Genomic DNA, 23,511 nt, shown 5'->3' with positions numbered 1-23,511 from the left:
TCCGAAAGCCGGTTTCGTTTTTCGGGTGCATTTCAAGGCGCAGTTTTTCCTGCGGCCTTTTGCTGTGCTATAGAGACAAATATAGTATTGTGGCTGTTGTATCAGCCGGGGACAAAGTTGACGGAAGTTCAGGGTTTCAGGTCCCTCGCTCCGATCAAGCAGAAAGGAACGCTGTCGTTGCCAACACGCTTTAAGGTGATGCATTCGTCCGGGAACTTTGTTGAGAAGGCCGGAAAATCAACAGGCTCTCATTTTGCACGAAACAGCCTATTGGCGGTCACGGCAGTTCTGGCTCTTGCGGTTGCTGGTTGCCAAAGCTCTAGCACACATAGCGCATTGAGCACGGTTGATCGTGCACAGGGTTCGAGCGAAAACATCAGCTCGCTCACCAGCGTTATTCAGAGCAACCCGCGCGATCCCGAAGCTTACAACGTGCGCGGATCGGCTTATGGCAAGGCCCGCCGTTATAAGGAAGCGCTGCGTGATTTCGATCAGGCAATTGCGCTCAACCCGAATTTCTATCAGGCCTATGCAAACCGCGCGCTGATTTATCGTTATATGGGCGACAGCGGCAAGGCAGCACAGGATTACAGCCGCGCGATCCAGATCAACCCGCAATATGATGCAGCTTATGTCGGACGTGGTAATGTCTATCGTCTGGCTGGACGTCTCGATCAGGCGCTTAGCGATTTTAACCAGGCAATCTCGTTGCAGACGACCGATGGCCGCGCTTACCACAACCGTGGTCTGATCTATCAGGCCAAGGGCCAGCACAAGCAGGCAATTGAGGATTTCTCGAAAGCGATTTCGCTTAATTCAACAGCGCCTGAACCTTATAATGGTCGCGGCATTTCTTATGTGGCGCTGGGCGATTACGACAACGCATTTGACGATTTCAACACGGCGATCACCCTTGATGGCAATGTTGCTGAAAGCTGGTCCAATCAGGCGCTGGTCTATGAACAGCGCGGCGACAAGGCCAAGGCTGCGAATTCTTATTCGCGCGCTATTCAGCTTGATGCAAACTATCAGCCTGCCAAGGCCGGACTGGCACGCACACGCGGCTAGTGGATTGGATTTGACGTTTGAATCCCGGCTGACATTAATGCTGTTTCAAACGTCAAATTCGAAAACGCCCCACAGACACTAATCCATCTTTTACGAGAATAATTACAGCGGCGCTCTCCAAAATAGGGGGCGCCGCTTTTCTTTATTAAAAGCCGACATATAATCATTGCTATGTCGCTCTTCGATCACATCGGCTTTCAAAGCAAAGACCTCCGCCGCAGCCTTTCTTTCTATGAAAGCTGCATGCCTAAACTTGGGCTCGCTGTTATTCCACATTCGGATAGCGGTTTCTTTGTGAGTGGCGGCGAGAGGGCACCTGTGCCCTTTCTATGGATACACAAAGGGCAGAAAGCGGACGCAGGCGTGGCTGAAGGCAAGCCGGGCAACCATCTTCATCTGATGTTCAATGCGAGCAGCCGTGAAGATGTGGAGGCTTTTTTCCGGGCAGCAGTTCAGGGTGGCGGCAGGGAGAGCGGCTCACCGGCCTATCAGGGGCCGGAAGAGATGGGCTATTATGCGGCTCTCGTCTTCGACCCTGATGGCAATACGCTGGAAGCAGGTTTTAGACGGAGGGTGCGATAAACACCCTCAGTCTGTAGTTTAGCTGCGTGAACGCAGGTTGCGCTTGTCGAGGCGATTGACGAGATAATCGCCGATCAGCTGAATTCCGCACACCATGATGATCAGAATAATCACCACAGCAATCATGATCTGCGTTTCAAAGCGCTGATATCCATAGCGGATAGCCAGATCGCCAAGACCGCCTGCACCGATGGCACCGGCCATTGCAGACGCGCCAATGAGTGTGATGATGGTCACGGTGAAGCCTGCGATAATGCCCGGAAGTGCTTCCGGCACCAGCACTTCACGCACGATTGTCCAGCGGTTTGCGCCCATCGAACGGGCAGCTTCCACGAGGCCGTTATCCACTTCGCGCAGCGAGACTTCTGCGATGCGCGCATAATAAGGAATCGCGGCAATCGACAATGGCACGATGGATGCCCATGTGCCGATTGATGTGCCGACAACAAAGCGCGTTACCGGGATGAGTGCCACAAGCAAAATGATGAAAGGCACTGAACGGAAGCCATTGATGATGGCACCGAGAATGGCGTTGATTGTCAGGTTTTGCGCAAGGCCACCACGTTCGGTCAGAATCATGATGAGTGCCAGCGGCAGACCGACGACGAGCGAAATCAGGCTCGAAAAGCCGGTCATGATCATGGTCTCCCAGAAGGAGCGCCAGAGAAGATCAAGCATTGCCTGAGACATAGCCGAGAACCTCCGTGGCGTCTGCATGGGTGTTGATATAGGCGAGTGCGGCGTCTAGTTTTGCCTTGTCCTGCGTGGGCAGGCCAATGAACATGGTTCCAACCGGCTCGCCTTGAATGGTATCCATACCGCCATGGATCAGTTGAAGCGCAATGCCGGTCGCAAGTGTCGCTTCGCTGAAGAATGCGCCCTTGGCGGCGGTTCCTGAAAGCTTGACCTTGAGAATGGCAAGATCGCCGGTCTTGTTGAGGCGCTCGCGCCATACGGCAGGCAGTTCCGGCTCCAGCACTTGCAACATGCTTTGCGTGATGGGCGACTGCGGATTGGCGAAGACTTTCCAGACCGGACCTACTTCGGCGATTGCGCCGTGATCCAGCACGATCACCCGGTCGGCGATGCGGCGGATAACTTCCATCTCATGGGTAATGAGCAGGATGGTCAGGCCAAGCTTGGTGTTGATATCTTTGAGCAGAGCCAGAATCGACTGCGTTGTCTCCGGATCGAGCGCTGAGGTGGCTTCGTCAGAAAGCAGAACAGCGGGTTCGGCAGCAAGTGCGCGCGCAATGCCGACGCGCTGCTTCTGGCCACCGGAAAGCTGTGCCGGATATTGCTTTGCCTTGTCGGAGAGACCGACGAGATCCAGCAGTTCTGCCACGCGCTTGATGCGCTGAGCTTTTGGCATACCCGCAATCTTGAGCGGTAAAGCTACGTTCTGCGCCACGGTTTTGGCCGACATGAGATTGAAGTGCTGAAACACCATGCCGATGCGGCGGCGCACAGGGCGAAGCGCGTCTTCACCAAGGCCGGTGATCTCACGACCTTCAATCAGGATTGAACCGCTGTCGGGCTTCTCAAGGCCATTGACGCAACGGATCAGCGTGGATTTACCCGCGCCGCTGCGACCGATGATGCCGAGAATTTCGCCGCGTGCGACGGAAAGAGAGACACCGCTGATCGCAGCCGTTTCGCCGAACATTCGGCGCACGTCTTTCATTTCGACGATGGGCGCTAATGCGGCAGGTGGCTGTTCAATGGTCACGGTCGTTTCTTCTATAGTTAGATGCACCGCTGTAAAACAGCGGCAAACTGCAATCGGATAAGGCTTCAAGGAAAGATGAGGCCTGGCTAAGCCATGGAGCTAATGCTCACCGCCGATGCTTTTGGGCAATTTTTTCGCTTACGTCAATAAAAGCCGCGCCGGAAAAGCTTTTTCCGGCGCGGTCTTTCAGTCACTCATAGCAATTAGTTCCAGGCCGGAATGCCTGTGCCCTTGTAAACGCGGTCCAGCTCGGCCTTGACGGCGTCGTTCTGGAAGGAGGCAACAAGGTTCTTTACCCATTCAGCATTTTCATCTTCGGTGCGGACCGCGATGAAGTTGTTGTATGGGTTGTTTTCCTTGGATTCCCAACCGATCGCTTCTTCCTTCTTCAGGCCAGCTTTAGCTGCCCAGTCGTTGTTCACGATTGCGACATCGAGATCATCAATCGAGCGACCGACGACACCGGCGTCGAGTTCCTTGATTTCGATCTTCTTTGGATTTTCAATCACATCGATTGGCGTTGCGAGGATGCCTGCTTCCGGCTTCAGCTTGATGAGGCCGCTTGCTTCGAGAACGCGGAGCGCACGACCTTCATTCGATGGGTCGTTCGGCACACCGACAACTGCGCCTTCTTTCAGTTCATCAAGGCTCTTGATCTTGCGCGAATAGATGCCGATTGGCCAGACAGCGGTGTAACCTGCAACGCCAATCTTGTAGCCGTGCTGCTTGATCTGTTCGTCAAGGTAAGGCTTGTGCTGGAAAGCGTTCGCGTCGATTTCCTTGCGTTCCAGCGCTTCATTTGGCTGGTTGTAATCGTTGAAGGTCACGCGCTCGATGTTGAGGCCGTGCTTCTTGCCTTCTTCGGCAACGACTTTCCAGACGTCTTCGTCTTCGCCGCCCATGATGCCGACCTTGATGGTCTTGTCTTCTGCGTGGCTTGGCGCGCTCGCAAAACCAACTGTGAGAGCTGCAGCGGTGAAGAGGGCAGCTTTCAGACCCGCGCGGCGGGTCAGCGAATAGCGGGAAAGGACTGACGACATTCTTATTTTCCTTGTCTAAAGTTTTTTGGAGAGCCGGTCCCGGAAAGTGATCATGTTAGATGATCTTTCTCCCCCTGCCCACCTTGATGCCGATAATTCCCGTTTGCACGGCAATAAACAAGGAAAATTATTTCAGCTTCACGAGATTCAACGATTGTGAAATTGCGTTCACAGGCCCGTGAGCGGATTGCCATTTCCGCTCACGGGGCTGACCGGAATCTGGTTCTAATAATTATCCGAAATAATCATCTGGGCGGCCTTCTCGGCAATCATCAACGTGGGTGAGTTCGTGTTGCCGGAAGTGATTCCTGGCATGACCGAGGCATCGGCCACGCGCAGTCGCTGAATGCCGTTAAGTCGCAGACGCGGATCGACAATCGCTTCAGCATCTACACCCATTCGGCAGGTGCCGACCGGATGGAAAATCGTGGTGCCGATATCGCCCGCTGCTTTTTCCAGCTGCTCCTGCGTTTCATAGATTGGTCCGGGCTTGAATTCTTCCGGGTGATATTTCTGCAAAGGCGCCTGCGCCACGATATGACGGGTGAGGCGGATGGAATCGGCTGCAACACGGCGGTCGCTTTCTGCGGAAAGATAGTTCGGCTGGATGGCCGGTTGGGTCCGGTGATCGGGGGACTTGATGTGGATCGAACCACGGCTGTCGGGGCGCAGATTACAGACGGATGCGGTAAAGGCCGGGAAGGGGTGGACGGCTTCACCGAATTTCTCAAGGCTCAGTGGCTGCACATGATATTGCAGATTCGCTGTTTCATAGGATGGGTCCGAGCGAGTGAAAACACCGAGCTGGCTGGGTGCCATCGACATGGGGCCTGAACGACGCAGGAAATATTCAAGGCCGATCATGGCTTTACCGAAGAGTTTGCTCGCCTTTTCATTGAGCGTTGGAATGCCGGTTACTTTATAAGCGCAACGCAGTTGCAGATGATCCTGCAGGTTTTCGCCCAACTGTCTGCGTTCGAGTTTAGGCGCAACGCCTGCCTGTTGCAGCACATCGCCACGCCCTACGCCTGAAAGCTCCAATATCTGCGGCGAGCCGACGGCACCTGCTGCCAGAATAATCTCGCGTTTTGCTTTGACGGTTCGGGTTGTCCCATTCTGATCGAAAGTGACGCCGGTTGCCCGCAGCTCTTCGATCTCGATGCGGCGAACATGGGCGCCGGTTTCAACGCGCAGGTTGGGGCGATCAAGGGCTGGGCGCAGAAAGGCTTTGGCCGTATTCCAGCGAATTCCGCGCTTCTGGTTGACCTTGAAATAGGATACGCCTTCATTGTCACCGCGATTGAAATCGTCGGTTGCTGGAATTCCGGCAGCAACGGCTGCATCACGAAAAGCATCCAGAATATCCCAGTGCAGGCGGGCATTTTCAACGCGCCATTCGCCGCCTGCGCCATGCAGATCATCTGCGCCCGCGAAATTGTCTTCCGATTTTTTGAAGAAGGGCAAAACGTCGTCCCAGCCCCAGCCGTCGCAACCGGCCTGTCGCCACAGATCATAATCGCGTGCCTGTCCGCGCATATAGATCATTCCATTGATTGAGGAGCAGCCACCAAGCACTTTGCCGCGTGGATAGCCGAGCGAGCGCCCATTCAGGCCCGCTTCCGCTTCTGTGGTGAAACACCAGTCGGTGCGCGGATTGCCGATGCAATAGAGATAGCCGACCGGGATATGAATCCACGCATAATTGTCTTTACCACCTGCTTCAAGCAGCAGCACGGAACGGTTCTTATCTGCGGAAAGGCGGTTCGCAAGGGCGCAGCCAGCCGTGCCCGCGCCAACCACGATGTAATCGTAGGTGTCGGTCATGATTTCATATCCAGTAAAAAGGTGGAGCCGCTATCTTATGAGTATGCGGCTCCGGGAGTGCCGGTTATCCGAACAATTTCTTTCCAAGCCGCGATGCATAGAACTCGCCTACGATGCCTCTACGGAAGAGCAGAACGCAGGCCATGAAGATGACACCAGTAACGATTGTCACGGGGAAGTCCGAGGTTGCGAGATAGTTCTGAAGAGCGACTACGAAGGCTGCGCCGACGATAGGGCCGATCAGCGTTCCGATGCCGCCAAGCAGCGTCATCAGGATCACTTCGCCCGACATTTGCCAGCCCACATCGGTGAGTGTGGCAAACTGGAAGACAAGTGCCTTCATGCCGCCTGCAAGGCCTGCAAGTGCTGCCGACATGACAAAGGCTGCAAGCTTGTAGTGATTGACGGAATAGCCCAGCGACACGGCGCGGTTTTCGTTTTCGCGCACGGATTTAAGGATCATGCCGAATGGCGAATTGATGATGCGCCAGATCGCAAAGACCCCGATCACAAACACCGCCAGCACAAAATAATACATATTCATCGGTTGGTTGAGGTCGATGAAGCCAAAGAGATAGCCGCGTGGCACACCCTGAAGACCATCTTCGCCGTGTGTAAAGGCCGCTTGCAGACAGAAGAAGAAGAACATCTGCGCAAGCGCAAGCGTGATCATCGTTGAATAGATGCCCTGACGGCGGATGGCGAGATAGCCGATGATGAGGCCGAGACCCGCGGCTGTCAGCATACCAAGCAGGATGCCGATTTCGGGTGTTACACCCCATTCCTTGACCGCATGAGCCGTCACATAGGCAGCACCGCCAAAGAAGGCTGCGTGGCCAAATGACAGAATGCCGGTATAGCCGAGCAGCAGATTGAATGCGGACGCAAAGAGCGCAAAGCACAGCATCTTCATCAGGAAGATCGGGTAGACCATGAAGGGTGCTACGATCAATCCAGCCACCGCAATCGCCAGAACGACCGCCGAAAGGCTGTTGAGGGCTGGCGCTTTTGCCTGATGGTTTGCCGCCGTTGCTTTGAGAACAGTATCAGTCATATCAGGCCTCCTTCCCGAACAGTCCGGCGGGTCGCACCAGAAGGACGATAGCCATGATAACGAAGATGACGATGCTTGAAGCTTCGGGATAGAACACCTTGGTCAGACCTTCAGCCAGCCCCAGCACATAGCCGGTGATGATAGCGCCAAGGATCGAACCCATTCCGCCGACCACGACCACGGCAAAGACCACGATGATGATGTTGGACCCCATCAGCGGGCTGACCTGATAAATGGGGGCTGCGAGGATACCGGCAAAGCCAGCAAGGGCAGCACCCAGCGCATAGGTGAAGGTGAGCAGCAGTGGCACATTGATGCCGAAGGCTTTGACCAGTGTCGGGTTTTCGGTTGCGGCGCGTAAGTAAGCACCGAGCTTGGTCTTCTCGATCAGCAGCCATGTGCCGATACAGATGACGAGTGACGCCACCACCACCCATGCGCGATAGTTGGGCAGGAACATGAAGCCGAGATTATTGCCGCCTGCAAGTGATGGCGGGACGGCATAGGGTTGACCGGCAGCACCATAATAATAGCGGAAAGTGCCTTCGATCACGAGCGCCAGACCAAAAGTGAACAGCAGGCCATAGAGCGGATCAAGATTATAGAGCCTTGAAAGTGCAACGCGCTCGATGATGGCACCGCCCAGACCCACGATCAGTGGAGCGAGAATAAGCGCTGGCCAATAGCCGATGCCAAGGCCGCTTAACAGCAGGTAGCCAACAAATGCGCCGAGCATATATTGCGCGCCATGGGCAAAATTGATGATGCGCAAAAGCCCGAAGATGATGGCGAGGCCGAGGCTCAGCATGGCGTAGAAAGAGCCATTGATAAGGCCGACGAGCAACTGCCCGAGAAGCGCTTGCAAAGGTATTCCGAAAATCATTGTCATTGGTTCAGACCCCCAAAGCTTGCGTGAGCGATGCCATCCGTGCTGGCAGCTCGGCGGTTGGGAAGTTTTCCGTCACCACACCATGATCCATCAGATAAAAGCGGTCCGCGACTTTGGCTGCAAAGCGGAAGTTCTGCTCGACCAGCAACACGGTCATGCCGCGCTTTTTAAGCTCCACCAGCACATCACCGATGCGCTGGATGATGACAGGCGCAAGCCCTTCGGTCGGTTCATCAAGCAGCATCACCTTCACGCCGGTACGCAGGATACGGGCAATCGCCAGCATCTGCTGTTCACCACCCGAAAGCTTGGTGCCGGGGCTGTTGCGGCGCTCATAGAGATTGGGGAAGAGCTCGTAAATCTCGTCGAGTGACATGGCTCCGCTGCCCTTGCCGACTACGGGCGGCAGCAGCAGGTTTTCATGCACGTTGAGCGTTGCAAAGATTCCGCGTTCTTCCGGCACGAAGCCAAGGCCAGTGCGGGCAATGCGATGCAGCGGCACGCGCAGAATGTCTTTGCCATCAAGCGTGATGGTGCCGGTCCGCTTGCGGATGATGCCCATGATCGCGCGCAGCGTTGTGGTTTTGCCGACGCCATTGCGACCCAGAAGCGTAATGGTTTCACCGGGCCAGATATCGAGATCGACGCCGTGCAGCGCATGGCTTTCGCCATACCAGGCATTGAGCCCGCGCACTGAGAGCAGGGGTTGGCCTCTATTCATGTTCGGTTCCCATATAAGCAGTGCGGACGCGCTCGTCTTGTGCGACGGTGGCATAATTGCCCGATGCGAGAATTTCGCCGCGTTGCAGCACCGTGACGTGATGGGCGATGTCGGCCACCACTTTGAGATTGTGTTCGACCATCAGCACCGCACGATCTTTTGCTACATCGGTGATGAGGGCGGCAATGATGTGCACGTCTTCGTGCCCCATGCCTGCCATTGGCTCATCAAGCAGCAGCACTTTCGGATCGAGTGCCAGTGTGGTGGCGATTTCAAGCGCGCGCTTGCGGCCATAGGAAAGATCGGCGGCCAGCGCATGGCGGGCATCGCTAAGACCGACGCGCTCAAGAAGATCAATCGCTTTTGCGTCGAGCTGATCCAGTGCAGACAGCGAACGCCAGAACTGCGTTGCCAGACCATTTGGGCGTTGAAGCGCGACCTTCACGTTTTCCAGCACCGTCAGATGTGGGAAGGTTGCGGAGATCTGAAACGAACGTACCAGACCCATCCGCGCTACCTTGGCAGGGTTGGTTTTGGTGATGTTTTCGCCAAGAAGCGTAATCTCGCCGCTTGTCGGCTGGAGGAATTTGGTGAGCAGGTTGAAAACGGTCGTCTTGCCTGCACCATTTGGCCCGATCAGGGCATGAACGCGGGCGTGCTCTACATCAAGATCGACATTCTTCACCGCATGAAAGCCGCCAAACGACTTGCCCAGCCCACGAGCAGAAAGAACAATCCTCGACGGCTCTGCTTCTCGCAGAGCCGTAGTATTTTGGGTTGCTGTATTCATGCCATCAGCCTCTTACTGCGTGACCAGAGGACAGCCGCTTTCTTCAGGCTTCAAATAGGCCTGATCGCCGGGGATGGTGGCCAGCACCTTATAATAGTCCCATGGTGCCTTGCTTTCGTCAGGCTTTTTCACTTCCATGAGATACATGTCGTAGATCATGCGGCCATTGGCACCGACCTTGCCATTGCGGGCGAAGACGTCATTGACCGGCATTTCATGAAGCTTCTTGGCGACAGCTTCTGTCTCGTCTGTGCCTGCTTCCTTGATGGCTTTCAAATACTGAAGCACAGCCGAATAAGTGCCTGCCTGGATCATGTTCGGCATACGGCCGGTACGGTCGAAAAAGCGCTTGCTGAACTCACGCGATTCATCGTCGCGATCCCAATAGAAGCCTTCGGTGAGCGTCAGGCCTTGTGCGGCTTCAAGGCCAAGTCCGTGAACTTCAGCTAACGTGAACAACAATGCCGCAAGGCGCTGGCCACCGGCCACGATGCCGAATTCCGCAGCCTGTTTGATCGCATTGGATGTATCAAGGCCGGCATTGGCAAGGCCAACGACCTTTGCGCCCGATGACTGGGCCTGCAACAGGAACGAGGAATAGTCGGTGGTGCTCAATGGATGGCGAACCGAGCCAAGAACTTTACCGCCTTTGGATTCAACGAATTTCGACGTCTGTTCTTCCAGCGAATAACCGAAAGCATAGTCGGCTGTCAGGAAGTACCAGGTGTCGCCGCCCTGTTCGACGAGCGATCCGCCGGTGCCAACAGCCAGCGCGTGCGTGTCATAGGCCCAATGGAAACCATATGGCGTGCATTGCTTGCCTGTGAGTTCCGATGTCGCCGCACCTGTATTGATGGTGATTTTCTTTTTGTCCTTGGAGAGCGCCTGAACGGCGAGGCCCACGGAAGAGCTGGTCAGCTCCATAATGGCGTCGACCTGTTCGGTATCGTACCACTGACGAGCGATATTGGCTGCAACATCCGGCTTGTTCTGATGGTCGGCAGTGATGATTTCAATCGGCGCATCCAGCACCTTGCCGCCGAAATCTTCGGCAGCCATTTTTGCAGCTTCAAACGACCACTTGCCGCCGAAGTCCGCATAAACACCCGATTGGTCGTTCAGGATGCCGATCTTGACTTTGCCGTCGGATACTTCTGCTGCAGATGAAATTGCGGTTGCAGCCAAAAGTGCAGCCGTAGCAAGTGCAAAAAGTTTCATTCAGTGCTCCTCCCAAAAAGCTTGTGTCCGTCGCGATAGAATCGAACGGTATCCTCCGTTAGAGCGCGTTTCGATCTGACAGGATCAGACTGGCGCTCTCATTGTTTGTTCTAACGTGCATCTTTTTCCGAAAACCGTTCACACTTTTCGGGATGCCCTCTGAAGCAGTCTTTTCAGACCGGGTTGGCAATCTTCCTCATGATTGCACATCCCTCTGCTTCTGCCCGATTTTGTTCCTCCGGTCGGGCTGTTCTTGAGAACGGTAGCATTGACAAATGCGTACAAGAATAACAATTTTTGAACATCGTCTGTTCAAAAACGTACAGAACTTGTTGAGCGGGCGATGGCTATCTTTTGGGAGGAAGAGATGCGGCAGTTTACATGGGATGATCTGCAGTATTTTCTGGCGGTTGCACGGACCGGCCAGCTTTCTACCGCAGCAAGACAATTGCGCACCAGTCACGTCACGGTGCTGCGGCGGATTGATCGTCTGGAGCAGGCGCTTGCAACCAAGTTGTTTGAGCGCAATCCGCGCGGCTATCTGCTGACGCCGATGGGCGAAAGACTGGTTGAACCTGCGGAGGTGATGGAGCGCGAGGCGCTGAAGTTCCAGACAGAAGCCACAGGAAGTTTCTCGGCACTGTCAGGTGTGGTGCGGCTTTCAACCCTTGAAGGCTTCGGCAATTTCTTTTTGGCCGATCGCCTGCCGGTGCTGGCGCAATCCTATCCCAGCCTTTCCGTAGAGGTTGTGACGATTCAGCAGATCATGTCGTTGTCGCGTCGCGAGGCCGAATTATCGATCACGCTGCATATGCCTCGCACCGGGCCGTATCACAGTGAAAAGCTGACGTCTTATCGGCTGTTTATCTATGGTCATCGGGATTATCTGAACTGCCATCCGCCGATAAGGTCGCGAGAGGATCTGTCTCGACATCCCTTCATCGGCTATATCGACGACATGGTGTTCACGCCCGGTCTGGACTATATGCGCGAGATATTGCCCGGACAGCGCTGTAACTATCAAAGTTCAAGTATTCACGCACAACTGACCGCCACACAAACGGGTTATGGGCTTTGCGTGCTTCCATATTACATAGCCGATATGCATTCCGAGCTGGTGCCGGTGTTGCCAAAGGAAATGCATCTTGAACGCGAATATTGGATGAATTGCCATGTGGATGTCATGGCCGCGCCGCGTATCAGAGTGATCAGCGATTTTATGCTTGGTGCGGTGCGTGAAGCGTCGGCAAACTTTTTAGGCGAGAGCCTTCTTCGATCTTAAAGTAATCCGCCACCAATCGCGTAAATGCAGGTGATGATAAGTGCGCTAAAGCCAAAGCCAATAATGAATAGATTAAGTGTTCGCAATTTCCCCTCCCATTGCAACCCGGGCGGTTTATGTGCGACTTGGACGGGAATGTCTACTCTGAATTGTATCGATCCAAACTAAAGTTGTATTTCCTACATTGCAGCCTGTTCATAAGTGACATCGCGGCGATACCTGTAAATTTTAGGGGTATTCTCCGCATTTAAATGGATTGAATTGGTGTCAGGGAAGTCAGACCGGGCGTTCGTCGAGACGAAAACCCGGCCTAAAGATTCGATAATTGAACACTGTTAGCGCTGCTTCGCCAGTCCCTGTTCGCGCATCTGGCTCAGCGTCATCTTGGGCGAAAGCGCTTCCGGATCGATGCGGATTTCAATGAGACCCGGCTTGCCCGATTGCTCGCACCGCTGGAAAGCTTCCGCAAAATCTGCGGTTTTTTCCACCGTTTCTCCATGCAGGCCATAGGCGCGGGCAAGCGCTGCAAAGTCAGGATTTGCAAGGCCAGTACCGGAAACGCGACCCGGATAGGTGCGTTCCTGATGCATACGGATCGTGCCATACATGCCGTTATTGACGACGATGAAAATCGCATTGGCACCATATTGGGCAGCCGTTGCGAGTTCCTGCCCGTTCATCAGAAAACAGCCGTCACCAGCGAAACAGACGACGGTTCGCTCTGGTGCCGTCAGTTTGGCAGAAACTGCCGCAGGCACGCCATAGCCCATCGAACCGTTGGTTGGCGCCAACTGGCTGCGATAGGTGCGATACTGATAGAAGCGGTGCGGCCATGCCGAATAATTGCCAGCGCCATTGGTGATGATGGCATCATCAGTGAGATGCGCGCGCAGACATTCCATGATCTCGCCCATCTGAACGTCACCGGGAATTGTCGGCGTTTTCAGATTGTAGCGATAGTCGGCATTGGCGCTTTCAGCCCATGCTTTGAAGCCGGGATTGGCGATAGGCTCAAGCTTTGAAGCTGCTTTGGTGAAGGCCGCCATACTGGCATTGATTGGAATATCAGCATGATAGACACGGCCAAGTTCTTCCGCACCCGGATGGACATGGATGAGCTTCTGCTTTGGAACAGGGATATTGATAAGCTCGTAGCCCTGCGTGGTCATTTCACCAAGGCGCGCGCCCACGACCAGCAAAAGGTCTGAGTCTTTAACCCGCGCTGCAAGTTTCGGGCTGATAGATGTTCCCATTTCACCGGCATAAAGCGGATGATGATTGTCGAACATATCCTGACAGCGGAAGGATGCTGCAACAGGCAGCGACATGTTTTCAGCGAATGTTTGCAGGTCGCGAACCGCTTGCGCATTCCAGCCGCCGCCACCGACGATCATCAGTGGCCGCTCGGCCTTTTCGATAAGCGATTTCATGTCCTGTAACTGATCGCTTCCCGGATGCATCTCGACATGCTTGTAAGCCGGTGCATCACTGACGGTTGCGTGTGATGTCAGCATATCTTCAGGCAGGGCGATGACCACAGGGCCAGGGCGCCCGTTGACTGCGCGATGGAAAGCCTGACTAACCAGTTCCGGGATACGGGCGGGATCATCGATCTGCACCACCCATTTGGCCATCTGACCGAACATCCGGCGATAATCAACTTCCTGAAATGCCTCACGTTCCACCTGATCGCTTGCGACCTGTCCGATGAACAGAAGCATCGGTGTGGAATCCTGAAAGGCGGTATGAACGCCGACGGAGGCATTCGTCGCACCGGGGCCGCGCGTGACAAAGCAGATGCCGGGCTTACCGGTCAGCTTGCCATAGGCTTCCGCCATGTAAGCAGCACCGCCTTCCTGACGGCAGACAATCAAATCAATCTGTTCGCTTACGTCATGAAAAGCATCCAGCGCTGCAAGGTAACTTTCGCCGGGCACGCAGAAAACGCGGTCGACGCCATGAATGCCGAGTGCATCCACCAGTATCTGACCGCCATTGCGTGTGTTGGAGTTGGTCGTGGATTTGTGCATTTCCCTACTCTCAAAATGTCTGAACGACTTTGGCGCGTATGCGCTCTATTTCGGAGGCATACGCAGCGCACCATCGAGCCGAATGGTTTCGCCGTTGAGCATGCTGTTTTCGATAATATGCAGCGCGAGTGCCGCATATTCGTCTGGCCGACCCAGACGCGGGGGGAAAGGAACCATCTGGCCCAACGCATCCTGTGCAGGTTGCGGCAGGCCTTTGAGCATGGGGGTTTCAAAAATACCGGGCGCGATGGCGCATACCCGAATGCCAAGCGGCGCTAACTCGCGCGCAGCAGGCAGGGTCAGGCCAACGATACCGCCTTTAGACGCTGCATAGGCTGTCTGGCCGATCTGGCCGTCAAAGGCCGCAACCGATGCTGTATTGATGACAACGCCGCGCTCGCCCGTTGGCAGGGCTTCGCTTTTGGATGCGACATCGGCAAAAAGCCGCAGCAGATTGAACGAACCGATCAGGTTGATTTCAACAGCGCGACGGAAATCATCAAGCGGCATGACGCTGCCATCACGCGCCAGCATTTTCTTCGCTGGTGCCACGCCTGCGCAATTGACCAGAATATGCGGTGATCCGAGCTTTTCGCCGATTGCCTTAAAAGCTGCTTCTGCACTCGCTGCGTCCGATACGTTGCATTGGATGGCGATGCCGCCAATTGCGGCTGCTACCGTATTTGCACCGTCAATGTTGAAGTCGAGGATTGCAACTTTCGCGCCCTTGGCCGCTAGAGCCTGTGCAGTTGCAGTACCAAGACCTGATGCACCACCGCTGACGATGGCGATTTTTCCTTCAATATCCATTTGTTCCCCCGCTTAAAGCGCTTCCAGTGCAATGGCAGTTGCTTCGCCGCCACCGATGCAGACTGAAGCCATTCCACGCTTAAGATCGTTCTGCTTCATGGCATGAAGCAGCGTGACGATGATGCGTGCGCCAGAGCAGCCAATCGGATGGCCCATAGCGCAGGCACCGCCATGGATATTCACCTTGTCGGCGGGGAGGTCGAGTTCCTGCATTGCAGCCATAACAACAACGGCGAAAGCTTCATTGATTTCAAACAAATCAACGTCGCGTACATTCCAGCCGGTTTTGTCGAAGAGTTTCCTCATCGCAAAAATCGGGGCCGTGGTGAAAAGGGCAGGCTGTTGTGCCTGGCTTGCATGACCGCGAATAATGGCAAGCGGTTCTATGCCAAGCTTTTCAGCTTTGGACAGGCGCATCAGGGTAAGCGATGCCGCACCATCTGAAATCGATGAGGAATTGGCGGCTGTAATTGTGCCGCCTTCGCGGAAGGCAGGCTTGAGGTTTGGTATTTTTTCAGGCTTTGCGCGGGTTGGCTGCTCATCGCGGTCAAGCTCTGCAACATTGACCAGCTCTTTCGCGAAAGAACCTGCTTCGGTGGCTTTGAGTGAACGCGAAAGTGAGCGGAGGGCAAATTCGTCCTGCTGCTGACGCGTGAACTGGTATCGGTCGGCGGTTTCTTCCGCGAATGTTCCCATAGCGCGACCTTTGTCATAGGCGTCTTCGAGGCCGTCGAGGAACATATGATCATAGATTTTGCCGTGGCCCATGCGATAGCCACCGCGTGCTTTTTCAAGCAGATAAGGTGCATTGGTCATGCTTTCCATGCCGCCAGCAACCACAATGTCCGCACTTCCTGCGGAAATGAGATCAGCGCCCAGCATGACGGTCTTCATGCCCGATCCGCAAACCTTGTTGATGGTCGAGCAGGGCACTGTCTGCGGGAGACCGGCATGAATTGCGGCCTGACGTCCGGGTGCCTGTCCCAGCCCTGCGGGCAATACACAGCCCATAAGCACTTCGTCGATCTGATCAGGGCTAAGCTTAGCCCTGTGGACCGCTTCCTTGATTGTGACAGCGCCCAGCGCTGTTGCACTCTCCCCCTTGAGCGCGCCTTGAAAACTTCCGATCGGTGTTCGTACCGCACTGGCGATAACGATCGGATCTTTTGTTTCCGACATTTGTTTACTCCTCCAGTAAAGCACAGTGATAACAGCATAGCGGAGGCTGTGAAAACAGCTTAAACATCATGAGCAACACTCATGAACTCATGTCGTGGAGGTATGGATAAAATGAGCCAGAACAATTCAGTCAAAATCCGTGTGGGTATTGGCGGCTGGGCTTTTGAGGAGTGGGACAAGAGTTTCTATCCGGAAAAGCTCTCCAAAAAACGTCAGCTCGAATATGCTTCGAGCAAGCTGACCTCCATCGAAATCAACAGTACCTATTATGGTCCGCAGAAGCCTGCGACTTTTGCCAAATGGCATGACGAAACGCCGGATGACTTCGTTTTTTCGCTCAAAGCCCCGCGCTTTTCGACCAACAAACGTGTTTTGGCTGAAGCAGGCGAGGGTATCGAGAAATTCGTGACCGGTGGCCTTCTTGAGCTGAAAGACAAGCTCGGCGTCATCAACTGGCAGTTCATGGGCACTAAAAAATTCGATCCAGCCGACTTTGAAGCTTTCCTCAAGCTTCTGCCAAAACGTGTTGATGGGCGCGATCTGCGCCATGCTGTCGAAGTGCGTCACGACAGTTTCAATTCACCGGATTTCATCGCGTTGCTGCGGGAATATGGCGTTGCGGTGGTGATTGCGGGCGACAGCAAATTCCTGGAAATTGCCGACATGACTGCGCCTTTTGCCTATCTGCGCATCATGGGTACACAGGAAGGCAAGAAGCTCGGTTGCAGTGAGGGCGAGCTCGACCATTGGGCAGAGCGGGCCAAAGCAATAGCGGTTGGTCATGTGCCGGATAGTCTTAAAACCATCACACCGCCGCTTCCTGATAATGTGGCGCGTGATGTCTATCTTTACGTTATCAGCGGCCATAAGGCGCATAACCCGCACGCTGCCATGGCCTTGATTGATCGTTTGAAATGATGGCTCTTACCAAACATTAAATTATGTGAGTCCTGAGTCGATCATGTCGAAATTTGATACGTCTGCCCTTGAAGCCTTTGTTCGTCACATTCCCCAAAATTACAAAGGTCCGGGCGGCGTTGTTGCCGTTTTGAAGGACGGCGAGGTCGTGTTGCAGCACGCCTGGGGTTTTGCAGATCTTCGCTCGCGCAAGCCGATGACGGTAGAAACGCGGATGCCGATCTGTTCGGTCAGCAAGCAGTTTACCTGTGGTGTGCTGCTTGATGCGGTGGGCGAGCCGGAGTTGCTCGATGATGCGCTTGAAGCCTATCTCGACAAGTTCGAAGGAGAGCGCCCCGCTGTTCGCGATCTCTGCAACAACCAGTCCGGTCTGCGCGATTATTGGGCGCTGACAGTTTTGTGTGGTGCCGATCCGGAAGGTGTGTTTCTGCCTGAACAGGCACAAAGTCTGTTGCGCCGCCTGAAGACCACACATTTTGAACCGGGTTCACATTACTCTTATTGCAACGGCAATTTCCGTATTCTTGCAGACCTCATCGAAGCGCATACCGGGCGCAGGCTGGTCGATCTTCTGTCTGAGCGGATATTCAAGCCTGCTGGCATGAAGCGTGCCGAGCTTATTCCCGACACGGCGCTGTTTGACGAATGTACGGGTTATGAAGGCGATACGGTTCGGGGCTTTCTGCCTGCAACCAATCGCATTCACTGGATGGGCGATGCCGGCATTTGTGCATCGCTCAATGATATGATTGCATGGGAGCAGTACATCGATGCAACGCGCGATGAAGAACAGGGTCTCTATCGTCGGCTCAGCGGGCCGCAAACATTCAATGACGGTGCCGTGGCACCTTATGGCTTTGGCCTCAAATTTGAAGAAGCAGGCGGAAAGCGCCTGACAGGCCATGGTGGTGCATTGCGCGGCTGGCGCTGCCAGCGCTGGCATTGTGCGGATGAACGCCTCTCGACAATCGCCATGTTCAATTTTGAAGGCGGGGCTTCAGACGTTGCCTTCAAGCTGATGAATATTGCTTTGGGCGCATCGTCATCCGAAGTGTCGCGGGTTGAGGCTGATCCGGCTTGGTTTGGCTCGTGGCTGGATGATGAAACAGGGCTGGTTCTGAGCCTTGAGGATGCCGGTCGTGGCCGCATGAAAGCGCGCTTTGGCACCGGGCCGGAAATGATGGATGTGGTGAGCGCGAATGAAGCGCGTTCGTCGATGACGACGATCCGGCGCGATGGCGATATGATCGAGCTTTCTCGCGAGGATGAAAATCTCTGCCTGACGATGAGCCGCATCAAAGGTGAAGCCCGGCAGGATATCATCGGTCGTTATCACAGCAATGAGCTTGATGCCGATCTGCTGCTGGTTTCCGAAGGCGATGCGATCTATGGCGCTTTTGAAGGGTTCCTTGGCAAGAGCGACATGTACCCACTTTATAGTGTCGGTGCTGATGTCTGGCTGATGCCTGTTCAGCGTTCGATGGATGCACCATCGCCCGGCGAGTGGAAGCTTGTTTTCCGCCGTGACGACAAGGGTGCAATAACAGATTTGAGCGTCGGCTGCTGGCTTGCACGCGGAGTTGAATACAGGAGAATTCAGCCATGAGTGAACTGAAGGTCAGAACCCGTGAAACCGGAGCGGTCGCAGAGATGCCGCATGGCAAATTGCCGACGATCACAACGCCGACGGGCGGCTCGGTGGAGATTGTCACCAGTGTCAGTCAGCCGGGGTTTAATCCGCTCGATCTGATCTATGCATCAGTTGCTGCCTGCATGGCGTTAAGTGCGCGCATTGCTGCCACCAAGCTCGAGCTGCGTGAAAAACTCAGCGATGTTCGGGTGGAAGTAAAAGGTGATAAGGCACATGAAGGCCCGTCACGCATCGAACGATTCGATATAACATTCCATTTCGACGGCGATCTCACGGCAGATGAAAAGCATCGTCTTGCAGAGATGGCCGAGGAAATCTGCACCGTCAGCAATACGCTGCGTGGTGATCCGAAGTTCGATCTCAAGGTCTCTTGATCCGTGCTCAGATTTCAGCGCGGATGCGTTCAACGCCAAGTGTGATGACGCTTTCCATTGCGGCGCGTGCTTTCAGGCGATCACGCGACGCGATTGCATGGGCTATGCGCAGATGATTGGCAGCGCACTCCGCAATGCCTTCCGGTGATGCGGCAGGCGAAGACAGCTGGAATGAAATAGCCAGTGCTGCTTCAATCAAACCGCTGACCGAACGCATGAACGGATTTCCAGACATGCGGGCGATTGCAAGGTGAAAATCCAGATCGACCTTGGCGATGGATTCCGGCGTATGCTTGGGATCATCAAATTTTGCAGCCAAAGCATAGAGTTCAATGAGTTCGTCGCTGGTCGCATTTTGTGCGGCGGCAGCGGCGGCAGCGGGCTCAAGCGCCATGCGCATTTCGGCCAGATGGTCGACGAACACTTCGTCGAAGCCTGCTTCGAAACGCCATGTCAGCACATCGGGATCGAAGAAATTCCAGGAGCTGGCACCCAGCACACGGGTTCCGACCTTGGCCTTGGGTTCGACCAGCCGCTTTGCTGCGAGTGTTTTCATGGCTTCTCGCAGAACGGTACGGGAAACGCCAAAACGCAACGATAATTCGTTATCGCCCGGAAGTATGGAGCCTTCGGGAATGGTGCCCGCAACAATGCCGCGACCCAGTTCACCCACGACAACAGCGTGGCTGTTATGGCGCTTGCGTCCGGTTATGGCCGTTTCCAGTAATCCCAATTCAGGCCTCCTTCATGCGTTGACGCGCGAGTCTTATATCGGAAAACCATACAAGTCCTCGCTGTAGCGCAATGAACAGGAACAGCAAGATACCGATTGCTATTTTTGTCCACCACGAAGACAGGGTTCCATCGAAAACAATATAGGTCTGTATCAGACCCTGTATCAGAATGCCGACGAAAGTTCCTGCCACCAGACCGGCCCCGCCGGTAAGAAGTGTGCCACCGATAACCACCGATGCAATGGCATCAAGTTCCACCCCAACAGTTGCCAGCGAATAGCCCGATGAAGTGTAGAGCGTATAGACGATGCCAGCTAAGCCGGAAAGCACGCCCGACATCGTATAGATGCCGATAGTCGTGCGGCCAATGGGAACGCCCATCAGCTCTGCAGATTGCGCATTGCCACCGAGCGCATAGATGTTTGCGCCAAAGCGCGTGCGATGCGCAATGATACCGCCGATGATGAAGACGGCCAGCATCAGCATAGCGACAAAAGTCAGTCTGCCGCCGCCCGGAAGCCGGAAATAGAGCCCTTGCAGCGTATCGATGAACGGATGTGAAATCGGCACAGACTGCGTCGAGATCAGGAATGCCGCACCGCGTGCGAGAAACATGCCCGCAAGTGTTGCCACAAAGGGCGGGATGCCGAGATAATGGATCATCATCCCCATCCAGGCGCCAAACAGGGCAGCAATCACCAGAATGAGCGCGAAGGCGATCAGCGGATGCACGCCAAGCTGCCCGACAAGGACCGCCACAAAAACGCTGGTGAAGGCGATGACCGATCCGACCGAAAGATCGATGCCGCCAGAGATGATCACAAAGGTCATGCCAACGGCTGCGATGCCTAAAAAGGCATTGTCCGTCAGAAGATTACCGATCACCCGTGTTGAAAGCATGTTCGGAAACTGGATGACGCAGATCGCATAGGCGAGCAGGAAAATCGCGACCGTTGTGACGAAAGGCAGATTGCGAAGCACTCTCATTGCCGTGCTCCTTGGTGCGTTGGCTTTGCGGCGTTGTTTTTGCGTTCAGCACGCAGGAAGGTGAAAAAGCTGACGATTGCGGGCGACTGGAATGTCAGCACGATCACGATAATGCCTGCCTTGATGATGAGGTTGAACTCCGGCGGAAACCCAGCCATCAGAATGCCGGTATTGATCGACTGGATGATCAGCGCGCCAAGCAGCGATGCCATGATCGAGAAACGCCCGCCATTCAACGATGTGCCGCCGATGACGACCGCCAGAATGGCGTCGAGTTCGAGCCAGAGACCGGCATTGTTGGCATCTGCGCCGCGAATATCAGCGGTGGCGATCAGCCCGGCAAGCGCTGCACAAACGCCTGAAACTGCATAGACACTGAACAGGAGAAAGCGGGCTTTAACGCCTGCCAGCATGGCAGCGCGGCGGTTGATGCCGGTTGCTTCAATCAGGAAGCCGAGCGCTGTCGAGCGCACGGCAAGTCCGACGGCAAGACCCGCAAGTATCCAGATCAGCACCGGCACGGGTATGCCAAGGAACGAGCCGGAGCCAAGGGTTGCAAAGGAATCATTGTTGAAGGTGAGGATTGCGCCTTCGGTGATAAGCTGAGCGATGCCACGCCCCGCGACCATCAATATCAGCGTTGCGATGATCGGCTGAATGTCGAAAACGGCCACAAGAAAGCCGTTCCACAAACCGCAGACCAGGCCAACGCCGAGTGCGACAGGAATGACGATCGCCAGCGGATAGCCTGCAACGATAAGCGATGCAGCCGTTGCGCCACTGATTGCCATGACCGCGCCGACCGACAGATCGATGCCGCGGGTTGCGATCACCAATGTCATACCAACTGCAAGAATGGCGACAGGTGCAGCGCGCACCAGAATATCGATCAGGCTTCCGTAGAGGCGTCCGTTCTGAAAGGAAATGCCGAGAAAGCCTGGCGCGATGATGGTGTTTGCTGCCAGAATAAGCGCGAGGGCTGCCAGCTGGGGGCTCAGTCTTTTAAGTTTCTTGGCCATGCGAGCGATCATGCTGCAGCTTCCTTTTCGCTTCCGGTCTCAGCAATCGCACGCACGATGTTGTCGGCGGTGATTTCTTCGCCCTTGAGTTCCGCCACATGGCGGCGGTCGGAGAGTACAACAACGCGGTTTGCTACGGCTGCAAGTTCCTCGAATTCCGAAGAGATGATGACTAGAGACATGCCTTCGGTGCAGAGTTCGCCGATAAGCTTGAGGATTTCTGCATGTGCACCGATGTCGATGCCGCGCGTCGGCTCATCAAGGATCAGCAGGCGCGGATCGGTGGCCAGCCAGCGCGCCAGAATGGCCTTCTGCTGGTTGCCGCCCGATAAAAACTTGATCGGCTTGTCAGGATCAGGCGGGCGGATATCAAGCGCTTTGATATAGCGCTGGGCGAGGGCTGCCTTTTCGCGCGACGAAATCGGCTTTGACCAGCCACGCTTTGCCTGTATGGCGAGCGCAATATTCTCGGCCACCGAAAAATCGCCGATGATGCCATCGGATTTGCGTTCTTCGGGGCAGAAGGCAAAGCGTTCGGCAATGGCGGCAACAGGCGATGGCAGCTTTGTTTCCTTACTGTCGACCGTAAGCGCGCCGCTGTCTGCCTGATCGACGCCGAACATGAGCAATGCGGTTTCGGTTCGGCCAGAGCCGAGCAGACCCGCAATGCCGACAGCTTCGCCCGGCTTGATGGCGAGATCAAACGGCGCGACACTGCCTTTCTTGCCAAAGCCTGAAAAGCGGATGGGGGCAGATGTGTTGTCGCTGACTTCCTCAGTCAGTTGTCGGCGCACAGTCTCCTGCAACTGATGCCCGAGCATCATCGAAATCAGATCGGTGCGCGGCAGGTCTGAAAGGGTGCGACTGCCGACCAGCCGGCCATTGCGCAGCACGGTAGCGCAATCGGCTATGGCATAGACCTGATCCAGAAAATGCGTGATGACGATGATGCCAAGGCCTTCAGCTTTCAGCTGACGCAGCACGCCAAACAGCATTTCGACTTCGCGCGCATCAAGACTGGCGGTCGGCTCATCAAGCACCAGAACCTTGCCGGAAACATCGACGGCGCGGGCGATTGCGATGATCTGCCGGATGGCCACCGAATAGGCCGACAAGGGGGCGCCGACGTCAATTGTGAGGCCGTATCGGGCGAGCAGGATGGTTGCATCTTTTTCCATGCGGCGACGGTCAATGAAGCCGAGGCGTCGCGGCTGGCGACCGAGGAACAGATTTTCGGCGACCGTCAGATTTTCAAGAAGATTGACCTCCTGATAGACCGTGCCGATGCCGAGCGTCTGCGCTTCCGCGACTGATGCCGGAGCAATTGCTTGCCCCTCAAGTAAGATTGAGCCGTCAAAGCCATGATAGGCGCCGGTCAATATCTTGATGAGCGTTGATTTTCCTGCACCGTTTTCGCCGAGCAGGGCATGGATTTCACCACGATTGAGCACGAAATCAACGTGATCAAGCGCAGTCACTCCCAGAAAGGATTTGGTTATTGAGCGCGCTTCAAGAAGCGGCGTTGCTGGCGTCTCTCGCGCAGCGATGTCGGGGCGAGCCATGGCAGTCTTCCGCTTGCGAATTGCAAAACTTGCCTCGGGCCATGATGCAA

General features: G+C 55.1%; 22 protein-coding genes. 6 read left to right on the top strand and 16 right to left on the bottom strand.

What is annotated here, in order from left to right; genetic code table 11:
• Positions 1 to 117 precede the first annotated feature (117 nt).
• Both KMS41_08350 and KMS41_08345 read left to right on the top strand, forming a co-directional pair.
• The gene (locus tag KMS41_08350; GenBank protein ID QWK77115.1) at positions 118 to 1,068 is read left to right on the top strand and encodes a tetratricopeptide repeat protein; all 951 of its coding nucleotides are present in this window, start codon (positions 118 to 120) and stop codon (positions 1,066 to 1,068) included.
• A gap of 171 nt (positions 1,069 to 1,239) precedes the next feature.
• Positions 1,240 to 1,650, top strand: a complete 411-nt coding sequence (locus KMS41_08345) for a VOC family protein (protein QWK77114.1) — start codon at positions 1,240 to 1,242, stop codon at positions 1,648 to 1,650.
• Positions 1,651 to 1,668: 18 nt separating this feature from the next.
• On the opposite strand, the gene KMS41_08340 is transcribed toward KMS41_08345, so the two are convergent.
• The 9 genes from KMS41_08340 to KMS41_08300 form a co-directional block, all read right to left on the bottom strand.
• Positions 1,669 to 2,340: an ABC transporter permease gene (locus KMS41_08340; GenBank protein ID QWK77113.1), complete on the bottom strand. Its 672-nt coding sequence runs from the start codon at positions 2,338 to 2,340 to the stop codon at positions 1,669 to 1,671.
• Complete coding sequence (locus KMS41_08335) at positions 2,321 to 3,379, bottom strand: methionine ABC transporter ATP-binding protein (GenBank protein ID QWK77112.1); 1,059 nt, start codon at positions 3,377 to 3,379, stop codon at positions 2,321 to 2,323. Before KMS41_08335 ends, KMS41_08340 begins: the two co-directional genes overlap by 20 nt.
• Positions 3,380 to 3,582: 203 nt before the next feature.
• Positions 3,583 to 4,419, bottom strand: coding sequence for a MetQ/NlpA family ABC transporter substrate-binding protein (locus KMS41_08330; GenBank protein QWK77111.1), 837 nt, complete (start codon positions 4,417 to 4,419; stop codon positions 3,583 to 3,585).
• A 225-nt stretch (positions 4,420 to 4,644) separates the two neighbouring features.
• Positions 4,645 to 6,243, bottom strand: a complete 1,599-nt coding sequence (locus tag KMS41_08325) for a GMC family oxidoreductase N-terminal domain-containing protein (protein QWK77110.1) — start codon at positions 6,241 to 6,243, stop codon at positions 4,645 to 4,647.
• Between the two features lie 64 nt (positions 6,244 to 6,307).
• Positions 6,308 to 7,297: a branched-chain amino acid ABC transporter permease gene (locus tag KMS41_08320; protein ID QWK77109.1), complete on the bottom strand. Its 990-nt coding sequence runs from the start codon at positions 7,295 to 7,297 to the stop codon at positions 6,308 to 6,310.
• Between the two features lies 1 nt (position 7,298).
• Positions 7,299 to 8,186 carry a branched-chain amino acid ABC transporter permease gene (locus KMS41_08315; protein ID QWK77108.1) on the bottom strand — a complete coding sequence of 296 codons (888 nt, stop codon included), beginning with the start codon at positions 8,184 to 8,186 and terminating at the stop codon, positions 7,299 to 7,301.
• A gap of 4 nt (positions 8,187 to 8,190) precedes the next feature.
• Positions 8,191 to 8,907 (bottom strand): ABC transporter ATP-binding protein, encoded by a 717-nt coding sequence (locus tag KMS41_08310; GenBank protein ID QWK77107.1) that lies wholly within the window; start codon positions 8,905 to 8,907, stop codon positions 8,191 to 8,193.
• Entirely contained in the window at positions 8,900 to 9,697 is a 798-nt protein-coding gene (locus KMS41_08305; GenBank protein QWK77106.1) for an ABC transporter ATP-binding protein, read from the bottom strand. Before KMS41_08305 ends, KMS41_08310 begins: the two co-directional genes overlap by 8 nt.
• A 12-nt stretch (positions 9,698 to 9,709) precedes the next feature.
• The gene (locus tag KMS41_08300) at positions 9,710 to 10,915 is read right to left on the bottom strand and encodes an ABC transporter substrate-binding protein (GenBank protein QWK77105.1); all 1,206 of its coding nucleotides are present in this window, start codon (positions 10,913 to 10,915) and stop codon (positions 9,710 to 9,712) included.
• 367 nt (positions 10,916 to 11,282) lie between these two features.
• Between KMS41_08300 and KMS41_08295 the strand changes: the two genes are divergently transcribed.
• On the top strand, positions 11,283 to 12,197 hold the full coding sequence (locus KMS41_08295; protein QWK77104.1) for a LysR family transcriptional regulator: 915 nt from the start codon (positions 11,283 to 11,285) through the stop codon (positions 12,195 to 12,197).
• 335 nt (positions 12,198 to 12,532) lie between these two features.
• On the opposite strand, the gene KMS41_08290 is transcribed toward KMS41_08295, so the two are convergent.
• The 3 genes from KMS41_08290 to KMS41_08280 are packed head-to-tail and all read right to left on the bottom strand — an operon-like array spanning position 12,533 to position 16,216.
• Entirely contained in the window at positions 12,533 to 14,227 is a 1,695-nt protein-coding gene (locus tag KMS41_08290) for a thiamine pyrophosphate-binding protein (GenBank protein QWK77103.1), read from the bottom strand.
• 45 nt (positions 14,228 to 14,272) lie between these two features.
• A complete protein-coding gene (locus tag KMS41_08285; protein ID QWK77102.1) occupies positions 14,273 to 15,037 on the bottom strand; it encodes an SDR family oxidoreductase in 765 nt (254 codons plus the stop codon).
• 12 nt (positions 15,038 to 15,049) lie between these two features.
• Complete coding sequence (locus KMS41_08280) at positions 15,050 to 16,216, bottom strand: acetyl-CoA C-acyltransferase (GenBank protein ID QWK77101.1); 1,167 nt, start codon at positions 16,214 to 16,216, stop codon at positions 15,050 to 15,052.
• Positions 16,217 to 16,327: 111 nt separating this feature from the next.
• On the opposite strand from KMS41_08280, the gene KMS41_08275 reads away from it, so the two are divergent.
• The 3 genes from KMS41_08275 to KMS41_08265 are packed head-to-tail and all read left to right on the top strand — an operon-like array spanning position 16,328 to position 19,159.
• Positions 16,328 to 17,134 carry a DUF72 domain-containing protein gene (locus KMS41_08275; GenBank protein QWK77100.1) on the top strand — a complete coding sequence of 269 codons (807 nt, stop codon included), beginning with the start codon at positions 16,328 to 16,330 and terminating at the stop codon, positions 17,132 to 17,134.
• A 43-nt stretch (positions 17,135 to 17,177) separates the two neighbouring features.
• Entirely contained in the window at positions 17,178 to 18,740 is a 1,563-nt protein-coding gene (locus KMS41_08270; protein QWK77099.1) for a D-aminopeptidase, read from the top strand.
• Positions 18,737 to 19,159 (top strand): OsmC family protein, encoded by a 423-nt coding sequence (locus tag KMS41_08265; GenBank protein QWK77098.1) that lies wholly within the window; start codon positions 18,737 to 18,739, stop codon positions 19,157 to 19,159. The genes KMS41_08270 and KMS41_08265 overlap by 4 nt, the downstream gene beginning before the upstream one ends.
• 7 nt (positions 19,160 to 19,166) lie before the next feature.
• Here KMS41_08265 and KMS41_08260 read toward each other — a convergent pair whose 3' ends face one another.
• From KMS41_08260 to KMS41_08245, 4 genes are read right to left on the bottom strand one after another with little or no spacing between them, the layout of a single operon-like run.
• Complete coding sequence (locus KMS41_08260; GenBank protein ID QWK77097.1) at positions 19,167 to 19,892, bottom strand: FadR family transcriptional regulator; 726 nt, start codon at positions 19,890 to 19,892, stop codon at positions 19,167 to 19,169.
• A gap of 1 nt (position 19,893) precedes the next feature.
• Positions 19,894 to 20,880 carry a sugar ABC transporter permease YjfF gene (yjfF, locus tag KMS41_08255; GenBank protein QWK77096.1) on the bottom strand — a complete coding sequence of 329 codons (987 nt, stop codon included), beginning with the start codon at positions 20,878 to 20,880 and terminating at the stop codon, positions 19,894 to 19,896.
• The gene (locus KMS41_08250) at positions 20,877 to 21,911 is read right to left on the bottom strand and encodes an ABC transporter permease (GenBank protein ID QWK77095.1); all 1,035 of its coding nucleotides are present in this window, start codon (positions 21,909 to 21,911) and stop codon (positions 20,877 to 20,879) included. Before KMS41_08250 ends, yjfF begins: the two co-directional genes overlap by 4 nt.
• A complete protein-coding gene (locus tag KMS41_08245; protein ID QWK77094.1) occupies positions 21,908 to 23,461 on the bottom strand; it encodes a sugar ABC transporter ATP-binding protein in 1,554 nt (517 codons plus the stop codon). Before KMS41_08245 ends, KMS41_08250 begins: the two co-directional genes overlap by 4 nt.
• Between the last annotated feature and the right edge of the window lie 50 nt (positions 23,462 to 23,511).

The sequence above is a fragment of the Ochrobactrum sp. BTU1 genome, from assembly GCA_018798825.1.
Classification (GTDB): Bacteria; Pseudomonadota; Alphaproteobacteria; order Rhizobiales; family Rhizobiaceae; genus Brucella.
The sequence above is the reverse complement of the archived record's forward strand: the minus strand, read 5'-3'. Positions and strand labels throughout refer to the sequence as shown.

Bases quoted from the DNA above. Each gene is read 5' to 3' on its own strand.
- KMS41_08345 (QWK77114.1), top strand. From the start codon at position 1,240: ATGTCGCTCTTCGATCACATCGGCTTTCAAAGCAAAGACCTCCGCCGC.
- KMS41_08340 (QWK77113.1), bottom strand. From the start codon at position 2,340: ATGTCTCAGGCAATGCTTGATCTTCTCTGGCGCTCCTTCTGGGAGACC.
- KMS41_08330 (QWK77111.1), bottom strand. From the start codon at position 4,419: ATGTCGTCAGTCCTTTCCCGCTATTCGCTGACCCGCCGCGCGGGTCTG.
- KMS41_08325 (QWK77110.1), bottom strand. From the start codon at position 6,243: ATGACCGACACCTACGATTACATCGTGGTTGGCGCGGGCACGGCTGGC.
- KMS41_08320 (QWK77109.1), bottom strand. From the start codon at position 7,297: ATGACTGATACTGTTCTCAAAGCAACGGCGGCAAACCATCAGGCAAAA.
- KMS41_08315 (QWK77108.1), bottom strand. From the start codon at position 8,186: ATGACAATGATTTTCGGAATACCTTTGCAAGCGCTTCTCGGGCAGTTG.
- KMS41_08310 (QWK77107.1), bottom strand. From the start codon at position 8,907: ATGAATAGAGGCCAACCCCTGCTCTCAGTGCGCGGGCTCAATGCCTGG.
- KMS41_08305 (QWK77106.1), bottom strand. From the start codon at position 9,697: ATGAATACAGCAACCCAAAATACTACGGCTCTGCGAGAAGCAGAGCCG.
- KMS41_08300 (QWK77105.1), bottom strand. From the start codon at position 10,915: ATGAAACTTTTTGCACTTGCTACGGCTGCACTTTTGGCTGCAACCGCA.
- KMS41_08295 (QWK77104.1), top strand. From the start codon at position 11,283: ATGCGGCAGTTTACATGGGATGATCTGCAGTATTTTCTGGCGGTTGCA.
- KMS41_08290 (QWK77103.1), bottom strand. From the start codon at position 14,227: ATGCACAAATCCACGACCAACTCCAACACACGCAATGGCGGTCAGATA.
- KMS41_08285 (QWK77102.1), bottom strand. From the start codon at position 15,037: ATGGATATTGAAGGAAAAATCGCCATCGTCAGCGGTGGTGCATCAGGT.
- KMS41_08280 (QWK77101.1), bottom strand. From the start codon at position 16,216: ATGTCGGAAACAAAAGATCCGATCGTTATCGCCAGTGCGGTACGAACA.
- KMS41_08275 (QWK77100.1), top strand. From the start codon at position 16,328: ATGAGCCAGAACAATTCAGTCAAAATCCGTGTGGGTATTGGCGGCTGG.
- KMS41_08270 (QWK77099.1), top strand. From the start codon at position 17,178: ATGTCGAAATTTGATACGTCTGCCCTTGAAGCCTTTGTTCGTCACATT.
- KMS41_08265 (QWK77098.1), top strand. From the start codon at position 18,737: ATGAGTGAACTGAAGGTCAGAACCCGTGAAACCGGAGCGGTCGCAGAG.
- yjfF (QWK77096.1), bottom strand. From the start codon at position 20,880: ATGAGAGTGCTTCGCAATCTGCCTTTCGTCACAACGGTCGCGATTTTC.
- KMS41_08250 (QWK77095.1), bottom strand. From the start codon at position 21,911: ATGATCGCTCGCATGGCCAAGAAACTTAAAAGACTGAGCCCCCAGCTG.
- KMS41_08245 (QWK77094.1), bottom strand. From the start codon at position 23,461: ATGGCTCGCCCCGACATCGCTGCGCGAGAGACGCCAGCAACGCCGCTT.